This window comes from Achromobacter sp. ACM04 (genome assembly GCF_014851465.1).
GTDB lineage: Bacteria > Pseudomonadota > Gammaproteobacteria > Burkholderiales > Burkholderiaceae_B > Achromobacter > Achromobacter aegrifaciens.
In genome coordinates this window covers 1,414,374-1,439,970 of sequence record NZ_JACUZS010000001.1, presented here as the reverse complement: position 1 = coordinate 1,439,970, position 25,597 = coordinate 1,414,374, and the positions used below count along the sequence as shown (strand labels likewise).

Annotated in this window: 24 protein-coding genes and 1 pseudogene; 15 read left to right on the top strand and 10 right to left on the bottom strand. The window is 63.9% G+C overall.

The window, feature by feature from the left end; translation table 11 throughout:
• Positions 1-56 precede the first annotated feature (56 nt).
• Positions 57-1,496, bottom strand: a complete 1,440-nt coding sequence (locus IB259_RS06710) for an MFS transporter (RefSeq protein ID WP_175164149.1) — start codon at positions 1,494-1,496, stop codon at positions 57-59.
• Between the two features lie 46 nt (positions 1,497-1,542).
• Positions 1,543-1,971 (bottom strand): VOC family protein, encoded by a 429-nt coding sequence (locus IB259_RS06705; protein WP_054453774.1) that lies wholly within the window; start codon positions 1,969-1,971, stop codon positions 1,543-1,545.
• A gap of 89 nt (positions 1,972-2,060) precedes the next feature.
• Here IB259_RS06705 and IB259_RS06700 point away from each other — a divergent pair, with 89 nt between their 5' ends.
• The 5 genes from IB259_RS06700 (at position 2,061) to IB259_RS06680 (ending at position 5,499) form a co-directional block, all read left to right on the top strand.
• Positions 2,061-2,405 (top strand): GFA family protein, encoded by a 345-nt coding sequence (locus tag IB259_RS06700; protein ID WP_119451940.1) that lies wholly within the window; start codon positions 2,061-2,063, stop codon positions 2,403-2,405.
• Between the two features lie 106 nt (positions 2,406-2,511).
• Positions 2,512-2,919: a carboxymuconolactone decarboxylase family protein gene (locus tag IB259_RS06695; protein ID WP_192328106.1), complete on the top strand. Its 408-nt coding sequence runs from the start codon at positions 2,512-2,514 to the stop codon at positions 2,917-2,919.
• A gap of 9 nt (positions 2,920-2,928) precedes the next feature.
• On the top strand, positions 2,929-3,540 hold the full coding sequence (locus IB259_RS06690) for an LON peptidase substrate-binding domain-containing protein (protein WP_192328103.1): 612 nt from the start codon (positions 2,929-2,931) through the stop codon (positions 3,538-3,540).
• 57 nt (positions 3,541-3,597) lie between these two features.
• Positions 3,598-4,437: a hypothetical protein gene (locus IB259_RS06685; protein WP_054453784.1), complete on the top strand. Its 840-nt coding sequence runs from the start codon at positions 3,598-3,600 to the stop codon at positions 4,435-4,437.
• Positions 4,438-4,857: 420 nt separating this feature from the next.
• Entirely contained in the window at positions 4,858-5,499 is a 642-nt protein-coding gene (locus IB259_RS06680; protein WP_054453786.1) for a phospholipid-binding protein MlaC, read from the top strand.
• Positions 5,500-5,532: 33 nt separating this feature from the next.
• On the opposite strand, the gene IB259_RS06675 is transcribed toward IB259_RS06680, so the two are convergent.
• The 5 genes from IB259_RS06675 to IB259_RS06655 form a co-directional block, all read right to left on the bottom strand.
• Positions 5,533-6,762: a PepSY domain-containing protein gene (locus tag IB259_RS06675; protein ID WP_225596781.1), complete on the bottom strand. Its 1,230-nt coding sequence runs from the start codon at positions 6,760-6,762 to the stop codon at positions 5,533-5,535.
• On the bottom strand, positions 6,762-9,293 hold the full coding sequence (locus tag IB259_RS06670) for a TonB-dependent siderophore receptor (RefSeq protein WP_192328100.1): 2,532 nt from the start codon (positions 9,291-9,293) through the stop codon (positions 6,762-6,764). The genes IB259_RS06675 and IB259_RS06670 overlap by 1 nt, the downstream gene beginning before the upstream one ends.
• Before the next feature lie 101 nt (positions 9,294-9,394).
• Complete coding sequence (locus IB259_RS06665) at positions 9,395-10,405, bottom strand: FecR domain-containing protein (protein WP_175213488.1); 1,011 nt, start codon at positions 10,403-10,405, stop codon at positions 9,395-9,397.
• 4 nt (positions 10,406-10,409) lie between these two features.
• The gene (locus IB259_RS06660) at positions 10,410-10,922 is read right to left on the bottom strand and encodes a sigma-70 family RNA polymerase sigma factor (protein WP_054453792.1); all 513 of its coding nucleotides are present in this window, start codon (positions 10,920-10,922) and stop codon (positions 10,410-10,412) included.
• 317 nt (positions 10,923-11,239) lie between these two features.
• A complete protein-coding gene (locus IB259_RS06655; protein WP_192328097.1) occupies positions 11,240-12,295 on the bottom strand; it encodes an RNA methyltransferase in 1,056 nt (351 codons plus the stop codon).
• A gap of 28 nt (positions 12,296-12,323) precedes the next feature.
• Between IB259_RS06655 and IB259_RS31205 the strand changes: the two are divergent.
• Positions 12,324-12,596 (top strand): annotated as a pseudogene (locus tag IB259_RS31205) (glutathione transferase); the annotation flags it as partial.
• A 505-nt stretch (positions 12,597-13,101) separates the two neighbouring features.
• A complete protein-coding gene (locus IB259_RS06650; RefSeq protein WP_225596780.1) occupies positions 13,102-13,848 on the top strand; it encodes a lysozyme inhibitor LprI family protein in 747 nt (248 codons plus the stop codon).
• Positions 13,849-14,498: 650 nt separating this feature from the next.
• Here the strand turns inward: IB259_RS06650 and IB259_RS06645 are convergent.
• On the bottom strand, positions 14,499-14,789 hold the full coding sequence (locus IB259_RS06645; RefSeq protein ID WP_054453796.1) for a hypothetical protein: 291 nt from the start codon (positions 14,787-14,789) through the stop codon (positions 14,499-14,501).
• Positions 14,790-14,850: 61 nt separating this feature from the next.
• Here IB259_RS06645 and IB259_RS06640 point away from each other — a divergent pair, with 61 nt between their 5' ends.
• Positions 14,851-15,639, top strand: a complete 789-nt coding sequence (locus IB259_RS06640; RefSeq protein WP_225596779.1) for a phytanoyl-CoA dioxygenase family protein — start codon at positions 14,851-14,853, stop codon at positions 15,637-15,639.
• Positions 15,640-15,702: 63 nt separating this feature from the next.
• On the opposite strand, the gene IB259_RS06635 is transcribed toward IB259_RS06640, so the two are convergent.
• Positions 15,703-16,086 carry an I78 family peptidase inhibitor gene (locus IB259_RS06635; RefSeq protein WP_054453798.1) on the bottom strand — a complete coding sequence of 128 codons (384 nt, stop codon included), beginning with the start codon at positions 16,084-16,086 and terminating at the stop codon, positions 15,703-15,705.
• 188 nt (positions 16,087-16,274) lie between these two features.
• On the opposite strand from IB259_RS06635, the gene IB259_RS06630 reads away from it, so the two are divergent.
• From IB259_RS06630 to IB259_RS06605, 6 genes are all read left to right on the top strand, one after another.
• Positions 16,275-17,123, top strand: coding sequence for a MurR/RpiR family transcriptional regulator (locus IB259_RS06630; RefSeq protein WP_082400960.1), 849 nt, complete (start codon positions 16,275-16,277; stop codon positions 17,121-17,123).
• Positions 17,124-17,142: 19 nt separating this feature from the next.
• Positions 17,143-18,390: a diaminopropionate ammonia-lyase gene (locus IB259_RS06625; protein WP_175164124.1), complete on the top strand. Its 1,248-nt coding sequence runs from the start codon at positions 17,143-17,145 to the stop codon at positions 18,388-18,390.
• The gene (locus tag IB259_RS06620; RefSeq protein ID WP_192328095.1) at positions 18,387-19,643 is read left to right on the top strand and encodes a M20 family metallo-hydrolase; all 1,257 of its coding nucleotides are present in this window, start codon (positions 18,387-18,389) and stop codon (positions 19,641-19,643) included. Before IB259_RS06625 ends, IB259_RS06620 begins: the two co-directional genes overlap by 4 nt.
• Positions 19,644-19,661: 18 nt before the next feature.
• Positions 19,662-20,615 carry an N-carbamoyl-D-amino-acid hydrolase gene (locus IB259_RS06615; RefSeq protein ID WP_192328092.1) on the top strand — a complete coding sequence of 318 codons (954 nt, stop codon included), beginning with the start codon at positions 19,662-19,664 and terminating at the stop codon, positions 20,613-20,615.
• A 147-nt stretch (positions 20,616-20,762) separates the two neighbouring features.
• Positions 20,763-22,094: an MFS transporter gene (locus IB259_RS06610; protein ID WP_175164120.1), complete on the top strand. Its 1,332-nt coding sequence runs from the start codon at positions 20,763-20,765 to the stop codon at positions 22,092-22,094.
• 57 nt (positions 22,095-22,151) lie between these two features.
• Positions 22,152-23,294: a YgeY family selenium metabolism-linked hydrolase gene (locus tag IB259_RS06605; RefSeq protein ID WP_175213484.1), complete on the top strand. Its 1,143-nt coding sequence runs from the start codon at positions 22,152-22,154 to the stop codon at positions 23,292-23,294.
• Here IB259_RS06605 and IB259_RS06600 read toward each other — a convergent pair.
• A complete protein-coding gene (locus IB259_RS06600) occupies positions 23,291-24,196 on the bottom strand; it encodes a LysR family transcriptional regulator (protein ID WP_119452075.1) in 906 nt (301 codons plus the stop codon). The two genes, IB259_RS06605 and IB259_RS06600, sit on opposite strands and share 4 nt — an antisense overlap.
• 101 nt (positions 24,197-24,297) lie before the next feature.
• On the opposite strand from IB259_RS06600, the gene IB259_RS06595 reads away from it, so the two are divergent.
• Positions 24,298-25,584, top strand: coding sequence for an SGNH/GDSL hydrolase family protein (locus IB259_RS06595; protein ID WP_119452074.1), 1,287 nt, complete (start codon positions 24,298-24,300; stop codon positions 25,582-25,584).
• The last annotated feature ends 13 nt before the right edge of the window (positions 25,585-25,597 follow it).

Genomic DNA, 25,597 nt, shown 5'->3' with positions numbered 1-25,597 from the left:
GGCGGCGCGGGCGGACAGGACAGCGCCTGCCGCCCGCGCGCCGCGACTATCCCGTGTCAGTGCGACGAACCGGCCTGGACCGACAGTTCGTGGTTACGTGTGCGCACCAGCAGCGCGCTGAGCGCAGCGGCCAGCCCTGCAATCAGGGCGCCCGCCAGGAAGGTCAGCTGATAGCCGCCATTCAGCGCCAGGGTCGGCGCCGCGCCAGCCGCTGCCAACCCCGCGGTACGCGCTGCGGCCAGGCTGGCCAGCACCGCCAGACCTAGCGCGCCGCCCATCATGAAAGCTGTGTTGACTACGCCGGACGCCAGGCCGGACTGGCTGGGCTCCACATCGCTCATCGCGGCCAGCAGCATCGGGTTGAAGGCCACGCCCGCGCCCAGGCCCAGCAGCAGCATGGCTGGCAGGACATCGACGGCGAAGCTGCCGTCCGCCGGCGCGCGCGCGAACAAGGCCAGCCCCAGCGCGGCAATGAACAAACCCGTGGCCAACGGCCCGCGGATACCAAAGCGCATCACCAGCTTGGCCGACAGCCCCAGCGAGAACGCCGCCATGATGAGATTGGCCGGCAGAAAGGCCAGGCCGACCTCCATGGGGCTGTAGCCCAGCACCAGCTGCATGTACAGCGCCGACACGAAGAACCACGCGAACATGGCCGCGGCCCACAGCACGCCGACGACGTTGGCCGTGGCCACGTTGCGCAGGCGGAACAGCCCCAGCGGCATCAGCGGGGATTCCACCCGCGCTTCGATCGTCAGGAACAGCGCCATCAGCGCGGCTGCCGCGCCCAACAGGGTCAACGATTGCGTCGAGGTCCAGCCGGCCTCGTTGCCGTTGACCACCGCATACACCGCCAGCATCAGCGAGGCGGTGACGCTCAGCGCGCCGGCCACGTCCAGCCGGGCGCCGGCGGCGGCAGGCGGCGCAGCCGGAATCAGCCGCAGGCACAGCGCATAGACCACCACGCCGATGGGCAGGTTCACCAGGAAGATCCAGTGCCAGGACAGCGCGCTGGTCAGCAGCCCGCCCAGCAGCACGCCGATGCTGCCTCCGCCCGCGCAGACAAAGCCATACACCCCCATGGCGCGCGCCCGTTCCCCGGTTTCGGTGAACAGGTTCATGATGAGCGACAGAGACACCGCCGACACCACCGCGCCACCCAGCCCCTGCGCCGCGCGCGCGCCGATCAGCAGGGCCTGGTTCTGCGCCAGGCCACAGGCCAGCGAGGCAATCGTGAAGACCACCAGGCCCGCCAGGAACATGCGGCGGTGCCCCAGCAGGTCGCCCAACCGTCCGCCCAGCAGCAGGAAGCCGCCGAAGGTCAGCATGTAGGCGTTCACCACCCACACCAGCGAGGTCTCGGTGAAATGCAGGTCTTCGCGGATGGAGGGCAGGGCGACGTTCACGATGGTGGTGTCCAGCACGATCATCAACACGCCCAGGCAAAGCACCATCAGCGCCCACCAGCGTTGCTTGCCATGTATTCCATGCGTCATCAGTTGTTGCTCCGTGGATGGCGGTTCGATCCGCCGCGTTGCTTTTCTAGTGGGAAACGCGCCCGCCACTGACCATCCAGCGCGTGCCGTAGCGGTCTATCAGCGAGCCATGGGCCTCGGCCCAGAAGGTCTTCTGCAAGGGCATGGTGATGCTGCCGCCGTCGGCCAGCAGGTCGAAGACGCGTTGCGCGTCCGAAACCGTGGGATAGGCCAGCGCCAGCGCCACGCCCTGCTTGCCGGGATAGGGATGCCCGGCGGTCGCGTCGCTGCCCATCAGGGTCTGCTCGTCCAGGCCCAGGCGGGCGTGCATGATACGGCCGGCGTCTTCGTCCGACAAGACCGGCATGGCGGCGTCGGGCGGGGCGTCCGCATAGCGGATCATGGCCTCCATCCGCCCGCCCAGCACGCGCTCGTAGAAGTGCATGGCCTCGGCGCAATTGCCGTCAAAGCTGAGGTAGGCGGATAGTTGGGGCATGATGTCTCCAGGGTGACGAACGGACGGTGCCAGGAGGGCGGCGCCGCTCTATGATGGAAGCCTGACCCCACGTACAAAGGAGCCCGGCCATGCTGAAAGGAAGCTGCCATTGCGGACAGATCGCGTTCGAAGTCGATGGCGAACCGTCCCAGGTACTGGAATGCAATTGCTCGCACTGCAGCCGCAAAGGCTATCTGCTGTGGTTCGTGCCCCGCGCCAGCGTGCGCCTTGCCACGCCCGCCAGCGCCATGTCGACCTACCGGTTCAACAAGCACGTGATTTCACACCACTTCTGCGCCAATTGCGGCTGCGCGCCATTCGGCTTCGGCGTGGGTGCCAAGGGCGAAGAGACAGCAGCGATAAACGTGCGCTGCCTGGAAAACGTGGATCTGAACGCCTGGCCCCGCATCCCGTACGACGGCCGCAGCGTCTGAGCGCCGCGAACCGCGCTACATCATAGGGCAAGCGCGCGCCGCGCGATATGGCTAGCGCGTGACATGTCTTTTCATCGAATTGAACGAGTTTTCAGGGAAGCGCCGCATGAGCACCGTAAAACTGCTGTCCGACGACGACGTCCGCCAAAGCCCCCAAGCCTGGGCCGTGTTCGAAGACATCCGCGCCACGCGCAAGTCGGATTTCGTCAATAACTTCTGGCGCGCCCTGGCCAACGATCCGCCGCAGCTTGAGCGGGTCTGGGGCCAGCTCAAGCAGGTCATGATGGCGGACGGCGAACTCTCTCCCCTGATGCGCGAAATGATCTACATCGCCGTGTCCACCGCCAACGGTTGCACCTACTGCATCCATTCCCACACCGCCGCCGCCCGCGCCAAGGGCATGACCGACGGCCAGCATGCCGAACTGCTGGGCGTAATAGGCATGGCCGCGCAGACCAATGCCATGGTCACCGCCATGCAGGTGCCCGTCGACGAGGCATTCATCGTGAAATAGGAGGCCGCCATGTCTCTGATCCCGCTGTTTCCGCTATCCAACGCGCTGTTCCCCGCAGGCGTGCTGCACCTGCGCATCTTCGAGGTGCGCTACCTGGACATGATCCGCCGCTGCATCGCGGACGGCAGCGAATTCGGCGTGGTCGGCCTGTTGTCGGGCCAGGAGGTCCGCACCCCCGAAGGCACGGAGACCCTGGCCCCCGTCGGCACCATGGCGCGCATCGACGCCTGGGACGCGCCCATGCCGGCCCTGCTGGAACTGCGCTGCGTCGGCACCAGCCGCTTCCGGCTGCTTTCCAGCGAGGTGGCAAAATACGGCCTTTGGATGGGCCAGGCCGAGCCCATCCCCGACGACCCGCCCGCGTCCGTGCCGGCCGCCATGCAGCCCAGCGCCGACGCGCTGGGACGCCTGGTGGCCCAATGGCAGCAAGATGGCGTGTCCCCCGAAAGAATGCCCCTGGGCCCGCCGTTCCGGCTGGATGACAGCGGCTGGGTCGCCGACCGCTGGTGCGAACTGCTGCCGCTGCCGCCCGACGACAAAGCCGCCTTGCTCGCCATGACCGATCCGGTGGCGCGCCTGGCGGCAATCCAGGACGTGCTGCGGGGGCAGGGGCTGGCTTAGGACAGATGCCGGGGCCTCGTATAGGTACCGGGCTGGGCGTAACCGTATTTGGACACCATGGAAATCAGGATAGACGAGGGCCTGCGCGCCTACATAGACCCCTTGACCGACGACGAGCGCGAGGCGCTGGAACGCAGCCTGCTCGCCGAAGGCTGCCGCGACGCCCTGGTGCTATGGGGCGACCTGCTGGTCGACGGCCACAACCGCCATGCCCTGTGCATGAAGCACGGCATCCCCTTCGAAACCCGCCAGAACACCTCCTTCAAATCCATCGAGGACGTGCACCTCTGGATGATCGAAAATCACCTGGGCCGGCGTAGCGTGTCGGATTTCCAGCGTGGGGTGCTGGCGCTGCGCAAGAAGGAAATCCTGCAGGCGCGCACCGCGGCTGCGCCCGCGCCCGACGATCCGCCCTGGGACGAAGACTCCGGCGAACCGCCGCCGTTGCCTGCCGCAGTCGTGTCGCAGGCGCTGAGCCGGCAGGCTTTGGCTCGGGCTGCGCGGATCAGCAGCAATACCCTGGGGCAGATCGAGAAGATACAGAAGGCTGCGGCGCCGGAACTGGTGCGTGCGGTCAAGGATGGGGCTATTTCCATCAACGCTGCGGCGGCGGTGGCGACGTTGCCGCCTGAGCGGCAGGCTGCGGCCGTGGCTGGCGGCAGGAAGGAATTGCAGCAGGCGGCTCGTGAGGTCCGCCAGGCTAAAGCGCCGCCACCGCGTGAGGCTGTGCCGGATATTCCTATTGAGAACATTGCGGATTTGCCGGCGGAGGTGGCGCGGTTACGGGAGTTGCTGACTCGGCTGACGGATGAAAGGGATCAGTTGAAGAAGAAGGTGATGCATTTGACGGTGGCGTTGGCGGAGGCGAGGAATGCGTCGGGGGGAGGGGATGACTAAAGGCCTGGTTGGGAAAGGCTGAACGGCTTGCCAAGCGTGGGCTTTGCGTTGCTCAGCCTAAAGCCAGCTTCCGTCGTCGCTGTGATTAGTCGCGCCAGCCGCTAAGTCGGTTCGGCTTACGGTTGCGCCGCTGTATCGCCCGGAAGGATTGGATTGCTCCTTCCGGGCTAGTTACTTGCACAGCGATCACGAATAACCTATTCGTTAAAAAATGAATGAAGGGCGATCACGAGAAAGTGACGCTGGCACTTGACTACATCGCGGAGCGCGCGAAGTTGAAGGCTGACAGCGACGCTGCAAAACCCTGCCGGGATGCCGCAAACGCCAAACAGTCGCGTCCCACGACCCGCAGTTTTTTCATCGAGTACGGGCGTCTCGCGTAGGACGCTTGCATTCTCCACGGCTGATGGATGAAAAAAGATGCAAAACATGCTTCCGAAACTTCTGCTGCTGAGCTTTCTCTTGATGGGATCCTCTGGAAGTGCAACCGCGCAGCCCTCTCAGAAAACGGATGCCGATGCCAAGAAGGTTGCAGCGGCACTTCTAGCTACAGCGAGCCCGCAGAAGGAGACCAGGCAAGCGTTCGCTCAGCGTGTTGGCCCTACCTTCAAGCGCCTGGTAGCAACCGAGACCATGACGCGAGTTGTATTGGGACCAGCGTGGGGATCAATGTCAGCGTCAAGGCAGGCAGAAGCCGTCGATCTTTATAGCCGGTTCCTGATGAGGACCCTCCAAGGCGCCTTCGAAAACCCGTTGCCCTCGCAGTTTGAGTTGGAGGATGGGGAGAGGTTCCGAAGTAAGCCCGGCTCGGCTACTGTGTATCAGATCACCTGCCTCACGCTGAAAACAGCAGACTGCATTTACTATTCGGCGAAATCGAAGGCCAACGAGTTCACCATGGCGTTTCAACTTCTTTATATTGATGGTAGGTGGCAGGTGGTCGACATGCATGTGAGCGGGATGTCCGTTCAGCAGGTCTATCATTCGAATTTCAGTTCCATTATCAAGTCTGATTCGATCGAAAAGTTGCTGGAAGAGCTTCGCGCGCGAGTCGATAGCTGATCTGGCTGGTATTTCGCCGCTGACCATGGGCGCTCATGGTGAGGGGAGGGAATTTCCTTTGCGGAATTGCAGTCTGGCACCTTTTCCCCGCCGTTTGCGCACCCAGATCACCAATCCAGTCACGCTCAGCGTTGCAACAAAAATCCCCATGAACGAAATCAACACGCGCCCCGGCATGCCCAGCAGCCGGCCGGAGTGCAGCGGCAATTGCGCCTGCATGAACACATCGCCCCAGGTGCCTTGGCCCGGCACTCTTTCGCCGACGATCGTACCGGTGTCGCCGTCCAGATAAAGCACGTTGTTCCCCATGCCGTTCTCATCCCGGTCGTCTTCCGGCGCGTAGAACGTCACGCCATAAATGCCGAAGCGCTGCGCATAGAAAAGAGACCCGGCGGGGGCAGTCCAGCCTCGACGGCTGCCTTCGGCCTCGGCTACGGCGATAGCCTGCTCTCGACGCAGCAGCGGGTCGGTCAGTTCCCGCTCGCGACTGCCCTGGCGTGACTGAAATGGCGAGGGCGTGATGGGCGAGAAAACCGACACGAGCGGCTGCATCACTTGCGTTCCCAGGTTCAGCGACACCGAGGTCACGGCCAGCATCAGCAGCAGACCCCATACCCATACGCCACCCGAGCGATGCACGTCGAAATTGAGTTTGACGCCGCCCTGGCGCAGCCGGAAGCTCAGCGACTTGCGCCAACTGCGCACATTGGGAAATGAGATACAGAGAGCCAGGAAACTGTCGATGATCCAGACCGCCGACACCACCCCCATCAGCCACACCCCGAATTCGATTCCCCAGCCTTTGGGGATGTGCAGGGTGTAGTGCAGCTTGTAGAGAAAGGGCAGCAAGTTCTCGCGCGACAGCGATATCTGGCCCCACTGCCGCTGCCCCTGGACCTGGCCGGTGGCAGGATCCACGGCCAGTTGATTGAAGCCGAGGACGTAGGGCGCTGCGGTAGCGGGATCGATGCGCGCGGCGACACCCAGCATCGCAGTGTGGCCAGGCTCCAGCGTCAGCGGGACAAAGCTGACGCGCAGGCGCGGGTCAGCCGCCTCGACCCGGCGCGCCAACTCCAAGGGAGCTAGTGCGTTAGCTGTCGCACCGGAGGCGGCCACGTACAGTTTGGGGTTAGCCCACTCGTCGAGTTCGTGATTCCATGCGATCAGCGCGCCGGTCAAGCCGGCGACGAACAGGAAACCCGCGATGAACAGGCCGCACCAGCGATGCAGCAACACCATCGCGCCACGCATGCCGCCGCGCATCAGAATTGGTAGCGTGCCGACAGCGTCACACTGCGCGGCTCGCCATAGACATTGCTCGGAAAGCCCACATTGCCGGACAGCGCGTTGTAGTACTTCTTGTCAAAGACATTATTGATGTTGAGCTGTACATCCAGCTTCGGCGTCGCCTGCCAGCCCACTACCAGGTCGGCCAGGGTGTAGGCGTCCTGGCTGATACGGAAGGGAACGCCGCTCGTGGTGCCCTGGTTGTAGATGGAGCCCTGGCGGTAGACCGAGCCGCCGATGCGCCAGCCTTGCAAAGCGCCAGACAGCCGGTACATCGTCGACAGCTTGAACAGGTGTCGCGGCGTGTCGGTGTCGAACAGCTCGCCCACATTGTCGGGGTTCGCATCCTTGCGATAACGCGCGATGGCCACCGTGTAGCCCAGACTCACTTGCCAGTTGGGGGTGATGGCGCCCTGCAATTCGAATTCCACGCCCTGGCTGCGTACTTCGCCAGCGGCTGAAAAGCAGGCGACAGTCGGGTAACCGGCGCATTGGGTCTGATCGGTGCTGCGGAAGGCGCGGTTTTTCTGGTCCATGCGGAACAATGCTGCCGAGGCATTCAGCGCGCCATTGAAGTATTCGCCTTTGATACCGATTTCATAGTTTTGCCCGATCACCGGATCCAGCAGATTGTTGCTGGCGTCCATGTAATTCTGAGGCTTGAAGATGTCCGTGTAGCTGGCGTAGACGGAGTGCTGGTCGTTCAAGTCGTAGACGATGCCGGCGTACTTTGTCAGTTGGTTATTGATGCGGTATCGGTTATGCGCGCTGACGGATGGCGTGTTGGCGGTAAAGCTGGGATACGTGTTGACGGTGTCGTTGTAGTCGAACCAGTCCAACCGTCCGCCCAGTATCAGTTTCAGCCGATCGGCCAGGTTCAGGCGGGTCGTGGCGTATAAGCTTTGCTGGGTGATGTCGGCGTCCATCCAGTCGCGCAGCGGGATGTTGGGATTGGCGACGGCACTCGGATCGAAGTCGTAGAGATCGAGGTTGTCGTAGAGAACCACGCCTTGACGGCTGTTGCCGTCGAAATCGATGTTGCGGTAGCTGGCGCCCAGTACCAGTTCATGCGTGCGGCCAAGCAATTGAAAGGGACCGTTGGCATACAGGTCCACGCTGCTCTGCTTTTCCGTATGGGCGTTGCGCGCGCCTAGTTGGCGGTATTTTGCGGTGGTGAAGTTGTAATTGAGGTAATGGCCCAGCATGTCGACCTCGGCCTGCGCGTAGTAGGCCGAGAGATGCGTACGCCAGCCATTTTCGAATCGGTGGTCGAGCCCCACGAATGCCGAAGTGGTGTTCTTGTTCCAATGTTCCCAGTCATTGGCATATGAGGTGGATCGAGGCAGATCCAGATCGCTACCGTCGCGGGCCACGGGCAAGCCGGTAAAGCCATTGCCATGCAACCTGTTCTCTTGGTGCAACGCGCTGAGCGTGAGCGTGGTGGACGCAGTCAAGTCCTTTTCCAGGATCCCGTAAAACGTCTGGCCGCTGCTGTTTTCGCCACGCTTGTAGCTTCCGTAGTCCTGAGTGGCGATCACGGCGCGGCCGCGTAGACTGCCGTCCTCCGATAGCGGACCAGAGGCGTCCAGCTGGGCTCTATAGTGGTCCCAACTGCCGGCGCTCACGTCGGCGGATACCTGCGGCACATCGGTCGGCCGCTTGCGCACCAGATTGATCGCAGCCGACGGATTCCCTGCACCCTGCACCAGCCCGGTGGCGCCACGCACGATCTCCACGCGGTCATAAATAGCCATGTCGGTGGACAGCAGGTCCTGCGACAGGTTGGAGCTGTCCAGGCTCACGGGCAGACCGTCGAACATGATGTTGTCCACATACATGCCGCGCGCATAAAAGGAGGCGCGCTCCGGGCCGAAGCGCCGGTACGTCAGACCGGGGGCAGCCTGCACCACATCGTTGATCGTCTGCAGGTTCTGATCCTTGATGCGTTCGTTGGTAATGACGGTGACCGACTGCGGTGTCTCGCGCATGGACAGGTTGAGCCGGGTGGCCGTGGCCATGCTGCTGGTGGTGTACGAGTCCGTGCCCTCGGTAGTGCCGTCCGCTACCGATGTTCCGGTTACTGTAACCATGGGCAGCGTGGCGGCGTCGGACGCAGCGGACGAGAGCGTCTCGTCGACTTGCAGCACGTACGCGCCATTGTCCAGTTGCACGGCCCGCAGGCCGCTGCCGGCAAGCAGAAGGCTCAGCGCGCCCGCGGCGGGATGGCGGCCGCTCACGCCGGCCGTGCGCTTGCCCTGGGTTTGCTCGGCGGTAAAGGTCAACATGATGTTGGCCGTGCTGGCCAACTGACGCAAAGCGGGCGCCAGCGGCCCGGCGGCAATCCTGAATTCGACCGCGGCGGTCCCTGCTGCGGGAGGCGCGGCGCCTTGCGCCAGCACGGCGGCCGGAACGCCGGCCGCGAGGGCGGCGGTCAGCGTCAGGGCGGCAAGCGCAGTAGACGATGGGTAAGGGCGCTCCGAATCGTGGGCGCGGTGCAGGTTCGGCATGTTCTTCCTCTGGATTGGACCTCCGAAAATCCCGGTCCTTCCTAGGTAGGTGCCGCGAACATGCCAATCGGGCAGTCAATTCGAAAAATTTTTTTCGGGCCTCAATCGGCCGGTACGATCGTCGCCCAGTAACGGGTGCGCCATTGCACGCGTACCGGCAGCACGCTGGGCAGCGTAGCCAGGATCCTGTCCGTGTCCGCCAATGGAAAGACACCCGAAAGCCGTAGATTCGCGATTTGCGGATCGACGCGCAGTACGCCCCGCCGATAGCGATCCAGTTCGGCAGCGAAGTCGCCCAGCCGCTGCTCGTCAGCCACCAACTGACCCCGCGCCCATGCATCCGTCTGCTCATTGATCGCGCGCGGCGCCCCAACAGCATCGCGGCTGAACTGGGTCTGCTGGCCGGCGTGCAGCACACTCGCGCCGGAGCCGGCGCGGGGAGAGACTTCCACAGCGCTTTCCAGAACCGCCACACTGGTCTGTCCAGCGCGCTGCCGTACAGTGAATCGTGTACCCAGCGAACGGATGCTGCCCTCGGCGGTCACTACCGAAAGTGGCCGCGGATCGGCCATCCCCGGCCCATGGCGAGTCGCAACCATGATCTCGCCCGCCATCAGCAAGATTCGGCGCTGGTCCGCATCAAAGCGCACATTTGCCGCGCTATCCGTGTTCAGCGTCAGCCGGGTGCCGTCGTCCAGCGTGACTTCGCGTTGCTCACCCGTGTTGCTGCGGTAGTCGGCCGTGCGGGCCTGCCAGGTGTCAGTGCGCGAAGCGAGCAACCCGGCGCTGGTGGCCATTCCCCCCCACAGGAGCATTCGGGTGACCCGCCGGCGGGCGGCGGAGGAGGGCTGATCGGTGGTGGCGTACGACGACAGGGCCGCGTAAGCCGGAGCACGCTCCAGTGATTTCATCCGGCCCGTGACAGATTCGACATGTTGCCAAGCGGCCTCATGATCGACATGTGCCTGGCGCCATTGGCGCCATTGGCGTTGCTGTTCATCGCCAGCCTCCCCGGACATCAGCAGCGTGAGCCAGTCCGCCGCAGCGTTCGCAGTGGCCCGGCTGATGACGCGGCCGCCAGGCAGGGTTAGCGTGTCTCTATGAGAGGCCATGAATTCAGGTCGCCAGCGCGAACATGCATTCGCGGTTGGCCCTGGTCAGATACTGCTTGACTGAACTGGTCGAAGTCCCCAACCGTTCGGCGATTTCGGCGTAGCTCAGTTCGACCAGGTGCGCCAACAGAAAGGCTTCTCGAACCTTGGGAGGCAGGCCATCGAGCACGCGGTCGATCTGCTGCAGGCTCTCGACGGCCATCAACTGTGCTTCCGGCGAGGGAGCGACTTCTTCCGGCAGGCAGGCGAGAGCCTCGAGATAAGCGGTTTCAAGCAACTGCCGGCGGTGGCGGTGTGCGAGGAGCCGCCGGGCAACCGTCGCCAGAAACGGACGCGGCTCCCGGATCTCGATAGCCGCGGTCTTGCGGTCCAGCAGGCTTAGAAAAGTGTCCTGCGCCAGGTCGGCTGCCGCGAAAGTGTCGCCGACGCGCTTGCGCAGCCATCCCTGAAGCCACTTGCCGTGTTCGACATACAGTCCCGCCAAATCATCGGTTATAGGTAGATCCTGGGCTGGCATGAGGACGGAATGTGGAAGCAAACGAATCAAATGAGAATTGATCGCATTATACATAGACAGCTAATCAATTCGGCAACCCGGCCATCGGACGGGTGCGGGGGCTCGTTCCAAGCCGGCGGCTTCGCCACCCGGGGCTCGCGCCCGAACGCACGCAAATGGAGCGTCGCAAGGACAACGTTCTCTATTTTTTTGTCGCTATGGGGGGCCTGGCTGCACATTGCCGCTTTCGCGGCAAACGCGACAACGTAGAAGTCCGCGGCGGGCCGAGATCAACTTTCTCGAAAAGGTTGCCCACGCCAGCGGCGGATAGTCCTGAGCTAGGCTATTTCTGCCTTTGCACTGCGCTTTCTGCGCAATTCGACCACCTGCTCCGCGCCAACGGCCCGAGCGCGCAACTGCCCACAGCCCCCATCCACATCCTGCCCGGCGCTATTCCTGACCTTGGTCAGCACGCCACGGCTTTGCAGATTACGGACGATCTCGCGGATGCGCTCGGTATCGGGGCGCTGGTAATCATCCCCTTCGAGACTATTGAAGGGAATGACGTTGAGCACCCCATACTTGCCCTTCAGCAGACGCACGACCGCATCGAGCTCGTCGTCGCCGTCGTTGATGCCCTTGAGCAGCGTCCACTGATACTGGATCGGATAATCGGTGTCGCGAGCGTATTTCTCGCCCAGTTCTATCAGTTCCTCAGGCGCAATTTTCGGTGCGCGTGGCAGAAGGTGCACACGCAGATCGGCCTTGGTTGTGTGCAGCGACAACGCCAGCGCGGGCTTGACGCGTTGCTGCGGCAGGGCCTCGAATACGCGCAAGTCGCCCACGGTGGAGAACACCAGATTCTTGTGGCCGATATTGCCTTCGGTGCCGAGCAGGTCGATGGCTTCGAGCACGTTCTCGAGGTTATGCGCCGGTTCACCCATGCCCATGAAGACGACTTTCTTCACCGCGCGCTGACGCCGCGCCAGCACGACCTGGGCGAGGATTTCCATGCTCGTGACCTGGCGGATCAGGCCGCTCTTGCCGGTCATACAGAAGCGGCAGCCGACCGCGCAGCCGACCTGGGTGGAGACGCAGAGCCCGTCGCGCGGCAGCAGTACGCTTTCCACCATTTGCCCGTCGGCGAGTTCGACCAGCAAGCGCGAGCCGTCGTTACCGGCGTGTTCGGAGCGGACGCGGGCAAGGGCGTCCAGTTCCGCCGTCAAGGCGGGCACGGCGTCGCGTAGCGCAAGAGGCAGGAAGTGTTCGGCGCTCCGACGTCGCGTGCCGGTGTCGAGCGCTTGCCCTTGCAGCCAGACGCGCAGGAGCCGGCCACGGTGGACGGGCAGGGCGCCGAGAGCGGCGAGGCGGTTGTCGAAGTCGGAGTAGCGCATGGGGGGCGGATTTTACCTTGCGCCCGGAAAATGGAGAAAGGGCGCTTACCTTGAGCTTGGACAGTTATGGCTGTGTCTCACCCTAGGTGATAAAAGAGCTGAACATCCATGGCCTGAGTACACGCATTACGCTTTCTGTGTCTCGCAAGAAGATTTCTCCGCCTTTGTAGCTAAGTTAATTCAAGCAGGCGTCATTGAATGGCAGAGCAACACCAGCGAAGGAAATTCCTTTTACTTTCTTGACCCTGAGGGCCACAAGCTTGAGGTTCACGTGGGCAGTTTGATTACTCGCTTGAGCGCCGGGCAAGCCTATACACATTTGTTACCTTTCAAGTCCATTGAGCAAACTTGCATCTTCAATGAACTCATACAGCCAGGGTTCTTTAGACGCCGAGGCTGCCCTGCGTCATTCCGATGCTCGCCCCGGCGGGGCTGCGCTTCGGATGACTCCGGGGTCCTCGGCTGGCAGTCGCCTAATGCATTGGCTTTGGATGCCGTTCATGGGCAGATGCCGTGAGCCGGTGTCCGGGCGGAGGGATCCGAAGCGCAGCCCCACCGGGGCGAGCATCGGAATCCCGCAGTCCGGGCGCCGGCGGCTCAAGAACCCTACCTTGAATAAAGGTGTCAGACTACAAATACGCTAGCCAGATGCTGCAAAATTGTAGTCTGACACCTTTTTTTCAGCGACAAGATTGCAAGACCAGAGATGTGCATTAGCTCGGTTAAGCTGATTTGGCGTGTCACGAGGGAGATGTGTTGTGCTGTACGCAAGACATCATCGACATACAACTTGAGAAGAAAGGATCATGACCCAGCCGCATTCAACACGCCCACCCGCTTACGCACTGAAGATGCTGTATGCATCTGCGATAAAGCTTCTCTTTACGTTGGGCCTTGCAACTCTATGGACTGGCTCCCAAGCTGCAAGTTTTGATTGCAACAAGGCCGTGAGCGCTACGGAAAGGTTGATCTGTAGCGATGCCGAGACATCCGCGCTGGATGGAAAATTGCATGGGGCCTATGAAACAGCACTAGCCGCAACCGATGCCTATGGCAAGAAAGAGTTGGCGAAAGAACAGCGCAACTGGATTAAATACGCTCGTGATATTTGTCAAGACAGCGCCTGCCTGCAGCAAACATACATAACTCGCATCGCCATGCTGGCTCGTAATGAGGAACATATTGCCAATGGCGAGGTGTACTCGGACTGCAAGCTGCCGGGCAACCAAACCGTTAGTGGCGAGTGCGTTAATGTAGTGTCGATTCGTGATCCCAACTCCCGTGTTGAATCGTTCAACCAATCGTTGTCGTATCAGAAGCAAAACGGCCGAATCATCGGTTGTAGCCGGCTGATTGACCTACCGGTTGGCGTCGCCGGGAGTAATCACAGTTTTGGCGGCTCCTGCGTATTGCAGGAAGGTACGCAGCGCAAGAACGTGAGGATCTGCAACGACGATATGTTCGGGCATTTCCAAGTAGAGCCGTCCACGCCACAGGATGCGTCAGACAAGCGCCTGGTCGACTTTACTTACGCGCAATGCTATGGCGGTTGATGGTAAGCGCCCGGGCCTATCCGTGATGTAGTGTGCGAGGCATATCATGAGGACTAAAGATCATGGATATGCCGATGAAGAAGAGGCGCACAGCAGCGGATCCGGCGGCTCTCGGCCAGAAGCCGACAGTCATCAGGGTCTACCTGGGGCCCCGAGCAGTACAGTGCCGCAACGCGAGATGAGCGCCGGGCAAGCCTATACACATTTGTTACCTTTCAAGTCCATTGAGCAAACTTGCATCTTCAATGAACTCCTACAGCCAGGGTTCTTTAGCCGCCGAGGCTGCCCTGCGTCATTCCGATGCTCGCCCCGGCGGGGCTGCGCTTCGGATGACTCCGGGGTCCTCGGCTGGCAGTCGCCTGATGCATTGGCTTTGGATACCGTTCATGGGCAGATGCCGTGAGCCGGTGTCCGGGCGGAGGGATCCGAAGCGCAGCCCCGCCGGGGCGAGCATCGGAATCCCGCAGGCCGGGCGCCGGCGACTCAAGAACCCTGCCTCACAAAACTGAAGCGTTAGGGCTTCGAGAAAAGGTGTCAGCCTACAGTTCGCTACCTAAGAGCTGATCAAGAAAGACCACGGGAACGCAAGAGGTCGCGGGGGCGACCATCCGATAATCGGAGTGGAATCCGATCACCCCCGTCGCAAGTGTTCAGGCGCTCAGAAAGCGCAAGACTTCTGCCCAATCGTTGGTCGACAGGGCGACGTCCTCGTAGTCGCCAGCTTCCTCGTCGTAGCGAGAAACGCAGAAGCGCTGGCTTCTGCCGGATTCGCGGTCGGCGTAGTTGGCGTAGTCGACATACACTTTCAGGCTGCGCTCTTCGTTCTCGAATGAGGGAGCGGCATCGATGTAGCTCGACGTATCGAAATACCCTTCGGGCAGGGGCGGCAGGGTGGCTATGTCGAAGTCGGGAAATTCGCGGCGTAGTCGTTCAAGGTTCATAAGGAAAGCAAGTGGAGGCTGGAGACCTGACATTTTACGTTGCTCAGTGTCAGTCGCCACGATGGCTCCCGAAATCGAGTTTGGAAATGACGTTTACGACCGTCTGGACAGAAGCCGTTCCACGAAAGTCTCGAACATGACAGGCAGAACTCTCAATCAATCAGAGCTCGACTTCTTCCATAGCGAAGGGTACTTGCGATTGAGCGGCGCACATTCCAAGCGCTGTCTTACGCCGCTTCGGGAGCGCATTCTGCGAGAGCTATCGCGGCTCAAGGTCTGGGCCGGCGGAAAAAGTCTGGGCAGTTCGCTGAACAATTTGGCGCCGTTTCAGCAGATCGCAAAGCTATCCTCGATGGTGAAGATTGCGGATCTGGATGAAACGCTGAACACGGCGGAAATTCGCAACGCAATCGCTGGCCTGACCGGCAGAGCCCCGCAACCCGGCCAAGGCACGCAGCCCTTGCTGTCTTTGCCTCATCAGGGGCCATGGTCTCTGCGCAGCCTGAACTGGCACGTTGACCTGGCTGCGAAATCCGGCGCCGAGGTCCCCGGCATCCAGGTGTTCTATCTGATCGACGACGTTATTGAGCACGGGGGCGCGACTTTGGCGCTGGCCCGTTCTCATCGCGTGGCGGGTGTAGCGGCTGGGAGGCTTCGTGGATCGTTGAAAACGCCGGGTGATCTCGAAGCTGTTCTCAGCGCATCCGACACCAAGATCATCGAGATGTCGGGACGGGCTGGCGATGTGTTTTTGATGGACATGCGCGTGCTGCACACCCCATCCGTCAATTCGTCCAGCCGTATCAGGATGATGGCCACGACTCGTTTCAGTCTGCGCGCAAGCGGATAGGAGCGGGGTCTGCCGGGGCTTGCGGACTCCACCGCTAGTCTTTCGCGCCAGCCAGACCTGCGATCAACCGCAGCGAATCGCAGTCATGACGTCCTTGTCATCCACGATCAAATTCAAGCGCGTGGCGTTGTACTCCATCGTGACCAGTTGGCCCGGGCGCAGCATGCGTGCGGTGGCGCTTCCGCTGCGGGTACGCAGGTCTTCCATGACGGAAGCAGTCGCTTTCTGGCCGATCTGGGATTGCAAGGCTGCGGCGTCGCAGGTCTTGCCGCCGCCCATGGACGACCCGCCGTATGAAGACCCGCCATAGCTGGTCCCCGCATCAGCGGAAGACGAGGTGCCGGAGGAGCTGGAGGCCGCCGGCGAGCTGGATGAGCGCGGGGCGCCGGTGTTGGCGCACGCGGTCAGGCTGGCGACCAGCAGGAAAGGGATCAGCTTTCGGATCATGTAACGCTCCTTACAACAACACGTCTGAAAAAAGCCATGATAGACCAGCGCGGGCGCGCTGTGACCTGGGCCGGGCAGGGCCGCTAGCGGCATTCGTGAGCGCGGCTTCGATGATGCAAATTTTGCATTGACACTAAAGTTTCATGAGAATATATTTCTGAAACCATAGTTTCATAGGCGGGATCATCATGACTTCGGTGTTGCAGGAGCGCATCCTCGCGCTGCAGGACAGCTTCACGGACAGCGAGCAGCGGTTGGCTAGCGTGACCCTGGAGTGCCTGGGCAATATCGCGGCCTATTCGGGCGCCGAGCTGGCGCAGAAGGCGGGCGTGTCCAAGGCGACCGCGGGGCGGTTTTTCCGGCGTCTGGGGTACGAGAACTTCAACGAAGTGCGGGCGCAGGCGCGCGATGAGGCCGACCGTGGGTCGCCGCTGTACGAGATGGCGGGCGTGCGTCCGCCGGACGCGACGGGGGATGCGCTGGCGGAGCATCTGGCCACCGATTTGCAGAACCTGGCGCAGACCTTCGAGCGCCTGGACAGCCGCGACGTGGAGCGAGCCATCGAACTGTTTGCCGGCGCTCGCCGTATCTGCATTGCGGGCTTTCGCAATGGACGGGTGCTGGCGCAGTACGCCTGGGCCTTGCTGACGCAGCTGCGCGACGGCGTTGCGCTGGTGCCGGGCGCGGGTTTGAACCTGGCCGAGGATCTGGCTGACCTGGGGCCTGACGACGTGTTGCTGGTGATGGATTTCCGGCGTCGCGTCACGCTGCTCAAGCCGATTGTCGAACATGCGAACAGGGTGGGCGCGAAGGTCGTGGTGCTGACCGATCCCACCGCCACCGAATTGCCCGCGCGCTCGGACCTGGTGTTGCGATGCGTGAACAGCGGCGCAGCCGTGTTCGATTCCTACGTCGCGGCCACCAGCGTCATCAATCATTTGTGCTCGGCCCTGGCCCGCAAGCTTGGGGCGGCCGCGCGCGAACGTCTGCAGAACATAGAACGCCTGCACGAACACTACGGCGACTTGCATCGCTGATTTCCAAGAGGAGACTGACTTGAACCATCCCATTCCGAACGTTCGGCTGCAGTACGCGCCCAATCCGGCCTTCGAGCCCGCCGCGCCTTACGGCCAACGGCAGCTGGACGTGCTGGGCGGCCAGGCCTATGCGCAGGCCGAGGCGCAGATCCGGCGCTGGCCCGGCTATCAGCCTACGCCGTTGCGCGATCTGTCGGGTCTGGCCCATGCCGTAGGCGTGGCGGGCATCCGGTACAAGGACGAGGGCGGCCGCTTTGGGCTGGGCAGCTTCAAGGCCCTGGGCGGCGCCTATGCCGTCAGCCGCCAATTGCTGCGGGAATTGGCGGTCAAGCTGGGGCGCGACGATCTGTCGGTGGACGACTTGCTGTCCGGCCGCTACCGGGAGCTGACGCAGGCCATGACGGTGACCTGCGCGACGGACGGTAACCACGGCCGGTCGGTGGCCTGGGGCGCGCAACGCTTCGGTTGCCAGTGCGTGATCTACATCCACGCGACGGTCAGCGAAGGGCGCAAGCGGGCGATCGAGCAATACGGCGCGCAGGTCGTGCGCACGCCGGGGAACTACGACGACTCGGTGCGCCAGGCGGCGCAAGACGCGGCGCGGCTTGGGCGCTATGTGGTCTCGGATACTTCTTATCCCGGCTATATGGAGGTGCCCAAGGACGTGATGCAGGGATACGCCGTGATGGCCGACGAGGCACTGCGCCAGCTGCGCGAGGCGGGCGATGGCGAGTTGCCGACGCACGTGTTCCTGCAAGGCGGCGTGGGCGGGCTGGCGGCCGCGGTGTGCGCGCATTTCTGGGAGCAGCTGGGCGAGCGCCGTCCGCGTTTCATCGTGGTGGAGCCGGACAAGGCGGCCTGCCTGTACGAGAGCGCCCGCGCCGGCAAGCCGGTGGCGGTGCACGGCGATCTGGATACCGTGATGGCCGGGCTGGCCTGCGGTGAAGTATCGCTGCTGGCGTGGGAGGTGCTGCATCCCGGCGCGCAGGCTTTCCTGACGGTTGACGACGAGGCGGCGCTGGAGACGGTGCGTCTGTTGGCGAGCGGCAAGTATGGCGATGCGCCCATCGTTGCCGGCGAGTCGGCCGTGGCGGGACTGACCGGCTGCCTGGCGGCGCTGGCCGATCCGGCGGTACGCGATGCGCTGGGCCTGGACGCTGGCAGCCGTGTGCTGGTGTTCGGCAGCGAAGGGGCGACCGACCCGGAACTGTATCAACGCATCGTCGGCAAGAGCGCTGCCGAGGTCGAAGCCGAGGCCATGGCATGACTGGCGCCGCGCTTGAGGCAGGCCGGCAGGCCGTGCGGGTCGACGGCGCCCGGTTGTTGCGCCGCATTGCGGACCTGGCGCAGGTCGGCGCCATCGAGGGCGGCGGCGTTTGCCGCCTGGCGCTGACGGACGCCGACCGGCAGGGACGCGATCTGGTGGTGCGGTGGATGCGCGAACTGGGCCTGGCCGTGACGGTGGACGGCATCGGCAATGTGGTGGGCCTGCGGGCCGGGCGCAAGGCCGGTCCGCCCGTGATGACGGGGTCGCACATCGACACGGTGCGCACCGGCGGCCGCTATGACGGCAACCTGGGGGTGCTGGCCGGGCTGGAAGTGGTCGCGGCCTTGAACGACGCAGGCGTGGTCACTGAAAGACCGATAGCGGTGGCGTTCTTCACCAACGAGGAAGGCGCGCGCTTTGCGCCCGACATGATGGGCAGCCTGGTGTTCCAGGGTGACCTGGCGCTGGAGGACGCGCTGGCCACGGTCGGCATAGACGGCACCACGGTGGGCGAGAACCTGGCCCGCATCGGCTATGCCGGGACGGCCCCGGTAGGCAATAACCAGGTGCACGCCTTTGTCGAACTGCACGTGGAACAGGGACCGGTGCTGGAGCACGAGGGCTACACCATCGGCGCGGTGACGGGCGTGCAGGGCATCCACTGGATCGAGTTCACCGTGCGCGGCGTGTCCAACCATGCCGGCACCACGCCGATGGAGTTGCGCCATGACGCCGGCATCGTGGCGGCGCGCATTGCGTGCTTTGCGCGGGATCTGACCGTCGAGTTGGGGGCGGGCCAGTTGGCGACCGTGGGGCAGGTGAATCTGTTTCCCAACCTGATCAACGTCATTCCCAACCGCGCGACCTTCACGCTGGACCTGCGCAACACCGACGGTGCGGCCTTGCAGGAGGCGATTGCGCGCTGCATGACGTACGCGGCGCAGGCTGCGGCGGCTGAGGGGGTGGAACTGAGCCATCGGGTGCTGGCCGATTTCGCGCCGGTGGCGTTCGACGAGGCCATCGTCGGCCGGGTCGAGGACATCGCGCGCAGCGGCGGGCACCGCGTGCGGCGGCTGCCCAGCGGCGCCGGACACGATGCCCAGATGCTGGCGCGCATGTGCCCCACGGGCATGGTGTTCGTGCCCAGCGTGGGCGGGCTGTCGCACAACGTCGCTGAATTCACGCAGGACCAGGATATCGAGGCGGGCGCCGGCGTGTTGCTGGAACTGATGCTCGAACTCGCAGAACAATGAAACCGTAGGAGACTGAACATGTCACGCATCATCAATGTCGCGGCCGCGCAGCTGGGGCCGATCCAGCGCAGCGACTCGCGTCGCGACGTCGTCGAGCGCCTGCTCGCGCATCTGCGCCAGGCCCATGCCATGGGTTGCCAACTGGTGGTTTTTCCGGAGCTGGCGCTGACGACTTTCTTCCCGCGCTGGTACATGGAAGATCCGGCCGAGATCGACGCGTTCTATGAAAGCGAGATGCCGGGTCCGCAGACCCGGGTACTGTTCGAGACCGCGCGCAAGCTGGGCATAGGCTTTTACCTGGGCTATGCGGAGCTGGCGGTGGAGCAGGGCGTCAAGCGCCGCTTCAACACGTCTATCCTGGTGAACCAGAACGGCGACATCATCGGCAAGTACCGCAAGGTGCATTTGCCCGGACATGCCGAACACGAGCCGTGGCGCGCTTTCCAGCACCTGGAGAAGCACTATTTCGAGCCGGGCGCATCGTTCGACGTCTGGCGCGGCTTTGGCGGCGTGATGGGCATGGCCTTGTGCAACGACCGCCGCTGGTCCGAGACCTATCGGGTCATGGGCTTGCAAGGCGCGGAAATGATCCTGCTCGGCTACAACACGCCGGTGCACAACCCGCCGGCGCCCGAGCATGACGACCTGTCCATGTTCCACAACCATCTGGTGATGCAGGCGGGCGCCTATCAGAACGGCACCTGGGTGGTGGGCGTGGCCAAGGCCGGCAAGGAAGAGGGCTGCGAGATGATCGGCGGCAGCTGCATCATCGCGCCGTCGGGCGAGATCGTTGCCGCCTGCTCGACCAAGGGCGATGAGCTGGCGATCGCGCGCTGCGACCTGGACCTGTGCCTGTCCTACAAGAGCACGACTTTCAATTTCGACCGCCACCGGCGTCCCGAGGCTTACGGCCTGATCACGGAACGCAGAGGCGCGGTGGAACCTGCGCCGGAGGTGGCGGTAACCGCCTGACCTGCGGCGCGGCCAGCGCGGACTGTCGATAGACCGTCCGCATAACCGGCCCGGACGTTCCCTTCCCATAAAAAACAGCATGCGGGCGCCCCGAGCGCCTGCAGGGGAGCGTTCGGCCTAAAAAAATACAGACCCCAAGGTGAAAATATGGACCAGTCAGTCGAGAGCATTGCGGCGCCTCCGGTTGCCGCAGACAAGGATCCCCTGGCGGCGCGGGATGATGCGCTGTATCGGAAGGTGGCGTGGCGGCTGCTGCCGTTCTTGATGGTGTGCTACATCGCGGCGTTCCTGGACCGGGTGAACGTCGGCTTTGCCAAGTTGCAGATGCTGGATGACCTGAAGTTCAGCGAAACGGTGTACGGCCTGGGCGCGGGCATTTTCTTCATCGGCTATTTCCTGTTCGAGGTGCCGAGCAATGTGCTGATGCACCGCATCGGCGCGAAGAAGACGCTGGCGCGCATCATGATCCTGTGGGGCATCATCTCGGCCGCCATGGCCCTGACGCAGACGCCGACGCAGTTCTACATCCTGCGCTTCCTGCTGGGGGCGGCCGAGGCCGGGTTCTATCCCGGGATCATCCTGTACCTGACCTATTGGTTTCCGTCGAACCGGCGCGGCCAGATCGTGGCGGTGTTCATGACGGCGGTGCCGTTCGCCGGCATCCTGGGCGGGCCGCTGTCGGGCTGGGTGATGGAGGCTTTCCATGACACGCACGGCATGGCTGGCTGGCAGTGGATGTTCATCATCGAGGCCATCCCTTCGGTGCTGCTGGGCCTGGCGGTGTTCTGGTACCTGGATGACCGCATCGACGACGCGCGCTGGCTGTCGCCTTCGGAGAAGTCGCGGCTGGGCCAGAACCTGCAGAGCGAGAAGACCGCCAAGACCGAACACGTATCGATGCTGACCTTGCTCAAGGACCGGCGCGTCGTGCATATGGCGCTGATCTGCTATTGCACGGTATCCAGCCTGTCGGGCCTGGCGTTCTGGATTCCGTCGGTGATCCGTTCGACCGGCGTGGTGTCGCTGCTGGACATCGGCCTGCTGACGGCGGTGCCGAACGTCTGCGCGGTGATCTCGATGGTGCTGGTGTGCCGCCATTCGGATGCAGTGCGCGAGCGCCGCTGGCACATGATCGTGCCGTTTCTGGTGGGCGGGACGGGCTTGGCGCTGAGCACGCTGTTCAGCCATAACCCGATGCTGGCCGTGGCCATGCTGTCGGTGGCGGCCGCCGGCTGCATGGTGTGCTCGCCCTTGTTTTGGAGCCTGCCGACGGCGTTCCTGGAAGGCAAGAGCGCCGCGGCGGGCATAGCCGGGATCAATTCCTTCGCCGGCTTGGCGGCCTTTGTCAGCCCCTATGCGATCGGCTGGATCAAGGATCTGACCGGTTCGACGGATTGGGGCATGTACTTCCTGGCCAGCTTCACGTTGATCGGGGCGGTGCTGGTGTACCGCGTGCCGAAGAGCCTGGTCAACCGCTAGGCGGCTTCTCTACATCGGCGGGCGCGCCGCGCCCGCCACTTTCAGACAGGAATGATGATGACTCTGGACGTAGTTGCGTTGACCCAGGCGATGGTGCGCATTCCCAGCCTTTCCGGCAAGGAAGGCGAGATGGCGGCGCTGATGGCCGCGACGATGCGCGAGGCGGGGTTCAGTTCGGTGACGACCGATGGCAATGGCTCGGTGCTGGGGCTGATCGGCCCCGAGGATGCGGACGTGGCCTTGTTGTTCGACGGGCACATGGACGTGGTGCCGGTGGCGGGCGACTGGCGCTTCGATCCGTTCGGCGCCGAAATCCGGGATGGGCGGCTGTATGGGCGCGGCAGCACCGACATGAAGGGCGGCATTGCCGCGGCGATTTGCGGCGTGGCGGAGGCGGCGCGGGATGGCTTGAAGCACCGCGTGGCGGTGTCGGCCAGCGTGCTGGAGGAAGTCATTGAAGGGCATGCGCTGGCTTCGGTGCTGGACCTCTGCACGCCGCAGGCGGTGGTCATCTGCGAGCCGTCAAAGTTGCAGATCAAGGCAGGCCAGAAAGGGCGCGTGGAACTGCTGCTGACCTTCCACGGCAAGCCGGCGCACGCGGCGACGCCGCACATCGGCGTCAATCCCCTGCATGCGGCGGCCCGGGCGCTGGCCGCGCTGGAGAGCCTGCCGCTGCCGCACGACGAGGTGCTGGGCCAGGCGCTGCTGGTGCCGACGGACATCGTGTCGCATCCCTATCCGTCGATCTCCATGATTCCGATCTCGACGACGATACGCTTTGACCGGCGCACCGTCTCGGGCGAACGCCTGGAGGACGTGCTGGCGCAGATCCGCGGGCATCTGGCGGCCCACGGCCTGTCCGACTTCACCCTGCAGGTCAGCGAGGATCAAGTAGCGACCTATACCGGCCAGCACGCCACGCCGCCGCGGTGGTTGCCAGGTTGGCGCTGCGATGCGCAAGCCGGCTTGTTGCAGGCTGCGCGCGCGGCGGTCAGCGCCAGCGGCCGGGATCCGGTAGTGGGCAGTTGGGCGTTCTGCACCAACGGCTCGGAATCGGCCGGACGTCGCGGCATTCCGACGATAGGGCTGGGGCCGGGCAACGAAGAGGACGCCCACACGATCGACGAATCCATCGCGCTGGAGCAGCTGGAAGGCGCGCGCGACATCTACCGGAATCTGGTGCGCGCGGTCTGCGGTTAAGGCGTTTGCATGCCGGGCAGGCGGGCCAGCCGGTCATTCAGGAACTCGATCAGCAGCCGCGCCCGCAGCGACTGATAGCGGCGCGACGGGTAGATGAGGAAGGCCTCTTGCGGCGTGGCGCTCCATTTGGGCAGCACGCGCAACAGTTCGCCGCTGGCGACCAGATCCTGCACCAGCCACGCGGGGCATAGGCCGATGCCGGCGCCCATGGCCAGGCTTTCGCGGATGGCCAGGGCGTTGTTGACGCGGAAGCGCCCCTGGGTCTGGACGGTGGCTAGGGTGGCGCCCTGGTGCAGTTCCAGGGTGTCGCCGGCAGCCAGCCAGGCAAAGCGCACGTATTCGTGCGCGGCCAGATCGCGGGGCGCGCGGGGCTTGCCGCGCTGCGCCAGGTAGGAGGGGGCGGCCACCAGGTAGCGCGGCGATAGGGCTGCCTTGCGGGCGATGGCGTTGGGCGGCAGATTGCCGCCCAGCCGCAGCGCCACGTCCACGCCTTCTTCCACCAGGTCCACGAACCGGTCGTTCAGGATCAGTTCGACCTGGATGTCGGGGTATTCGTCCAGGAATTCGCGGACCAGCGCGTTCAGGCGGAACTGGCCCAGCGCCACGGGCGCGTTGATGCGCAGGAAGCCGGCGGGCTTTTCGGTCTGGCCGCGGGCGTCGGCGACGGCTTCGGAGTATTCCTCCAGCACCCGCGTGGCGCGTTCGTAGAAGCGCTTGCCTTGTTCGGTGGGCACGACGCGGGTGGTGCTGCGTTCCAGCAGCCGCACGTTCAGGTCCTTTTCCAGCGCGGCGACGATCTTGCTCAGGGCGGGCTGGCTTAGGGCCTGTTCGCGGGCGACGGCGGACAAGGTGCCCAGCTCCACGGCGCGGACAAAGGCCCGCATTGCGCGCAGGGTGTCCAAGGTCATTCCTTTTTGGAAGAAGAGGTATGCAGTTTAGGGTTCTACCGGTGGAATTGGGAAGAACCTATCGTGACGTCACTTTCTCTTTTTCTGGAGTCGTCATGAATCGCTTCAATGCTTTTTCCCTGGTTTCGGCCGCTACCCTGTCCGCGGGCCTTGCGGTCCTGGGGCCGTCCGTGGCCGCCGCCGCGCAGCCGCCTGTTCAGTCGGATGTCGCGCGTTCCAGCTGGGTCAGCTCCTGGTTCGCCAGTCCGCAACCGCTGTGGGAGGATTCCTTCGTGCTGCTCACGGAAATGCCGGCCGAATTGCGCGGCCAGACTCTGCGCCAGACCCTGATGCTCAGCGTGGGCGGACCGCGCTTGCGGGTGGTGTTGTCCAACCGCTATGGGACTCAGCCCCTGGAGATTGGGGCGGCCAGCGTGGCGCTGGCCTCGGGCCAGTCCAGGATCCGTCCGGCGTCCAGTCGCGGGCTGGCCTTTGGCGGTCGGCCAAGCGTGACGGTGGCGCCGGGGGCGCAGGTGGTCAGCGATCCGGTGGACCTGCCGGTATCCGCGCTGGCCGAACTGGCCGTCAGCCTTTACTTCCCGCAGGCAACGCCGGTGACGACCTTCCATTGGGGCGCGCAGCAGACCGGCGCCCTGGTCCGGGGCAATGCCACGGCGGCGGCGGAGCTGCCTGAGGCGCAGGCGCTGCAAGGCCGGGCGTTCCTGGCGGGGATCTGGGTGGAAAGCCCGAAGCGCGTGCCGGTGGTGGTGGCCTTTGGGGATTCCCTGACCGATGGCAATGGCTCGACGCCGGGCGCCAACCGCCGCTGGCCGGACTTCCTGGCGCGCCGCCTGGCGCCGCAAGGCATGGGCGTGGCGAACGCGGGCATTTCGGGCGCGCGGGTCTGGGGCGACAAGATGGGGGTGAACGCGATGGCCCGGTTTGACGCCGACGTGCTGTCGCAGCCGGGCGTGCGCACGGTGGTGATGATGCTGGGCATCAATGACATCGGCTGGCCGGACAGCGGCTTCGCGCCGGACGACGCGCCCATGACGGCGGCCAGATTGACCGAGGGCTACCGGCAATTGGCAGAGGCGGCGCGCCTGCGCGGCGTGCGCATCGTCGGCGGCACCATTGCGCCGTATGAAGGCTCTTTGCACGGCACGCCGCTGTCGGGCCACTACAACCCGGCCAAGGACGCGGTGCGGCGGGAGGTGAACCGCTGGATCCGCGAAAGCGGCGTGTTCGACGCGGTGGTGGATTTTGACGCGGTGCTGCGCGATCCGGCGCATCCCGCGCGGCTGCTGCCCGCGTATGACTCGGGCGATAACCTGCATCCCAACGATGCCGGCTACCAGGCCATGGCGCAGGCATTGGACATGGCCACGCTGTTCGGCGATTGAACGGCGGCCGCAG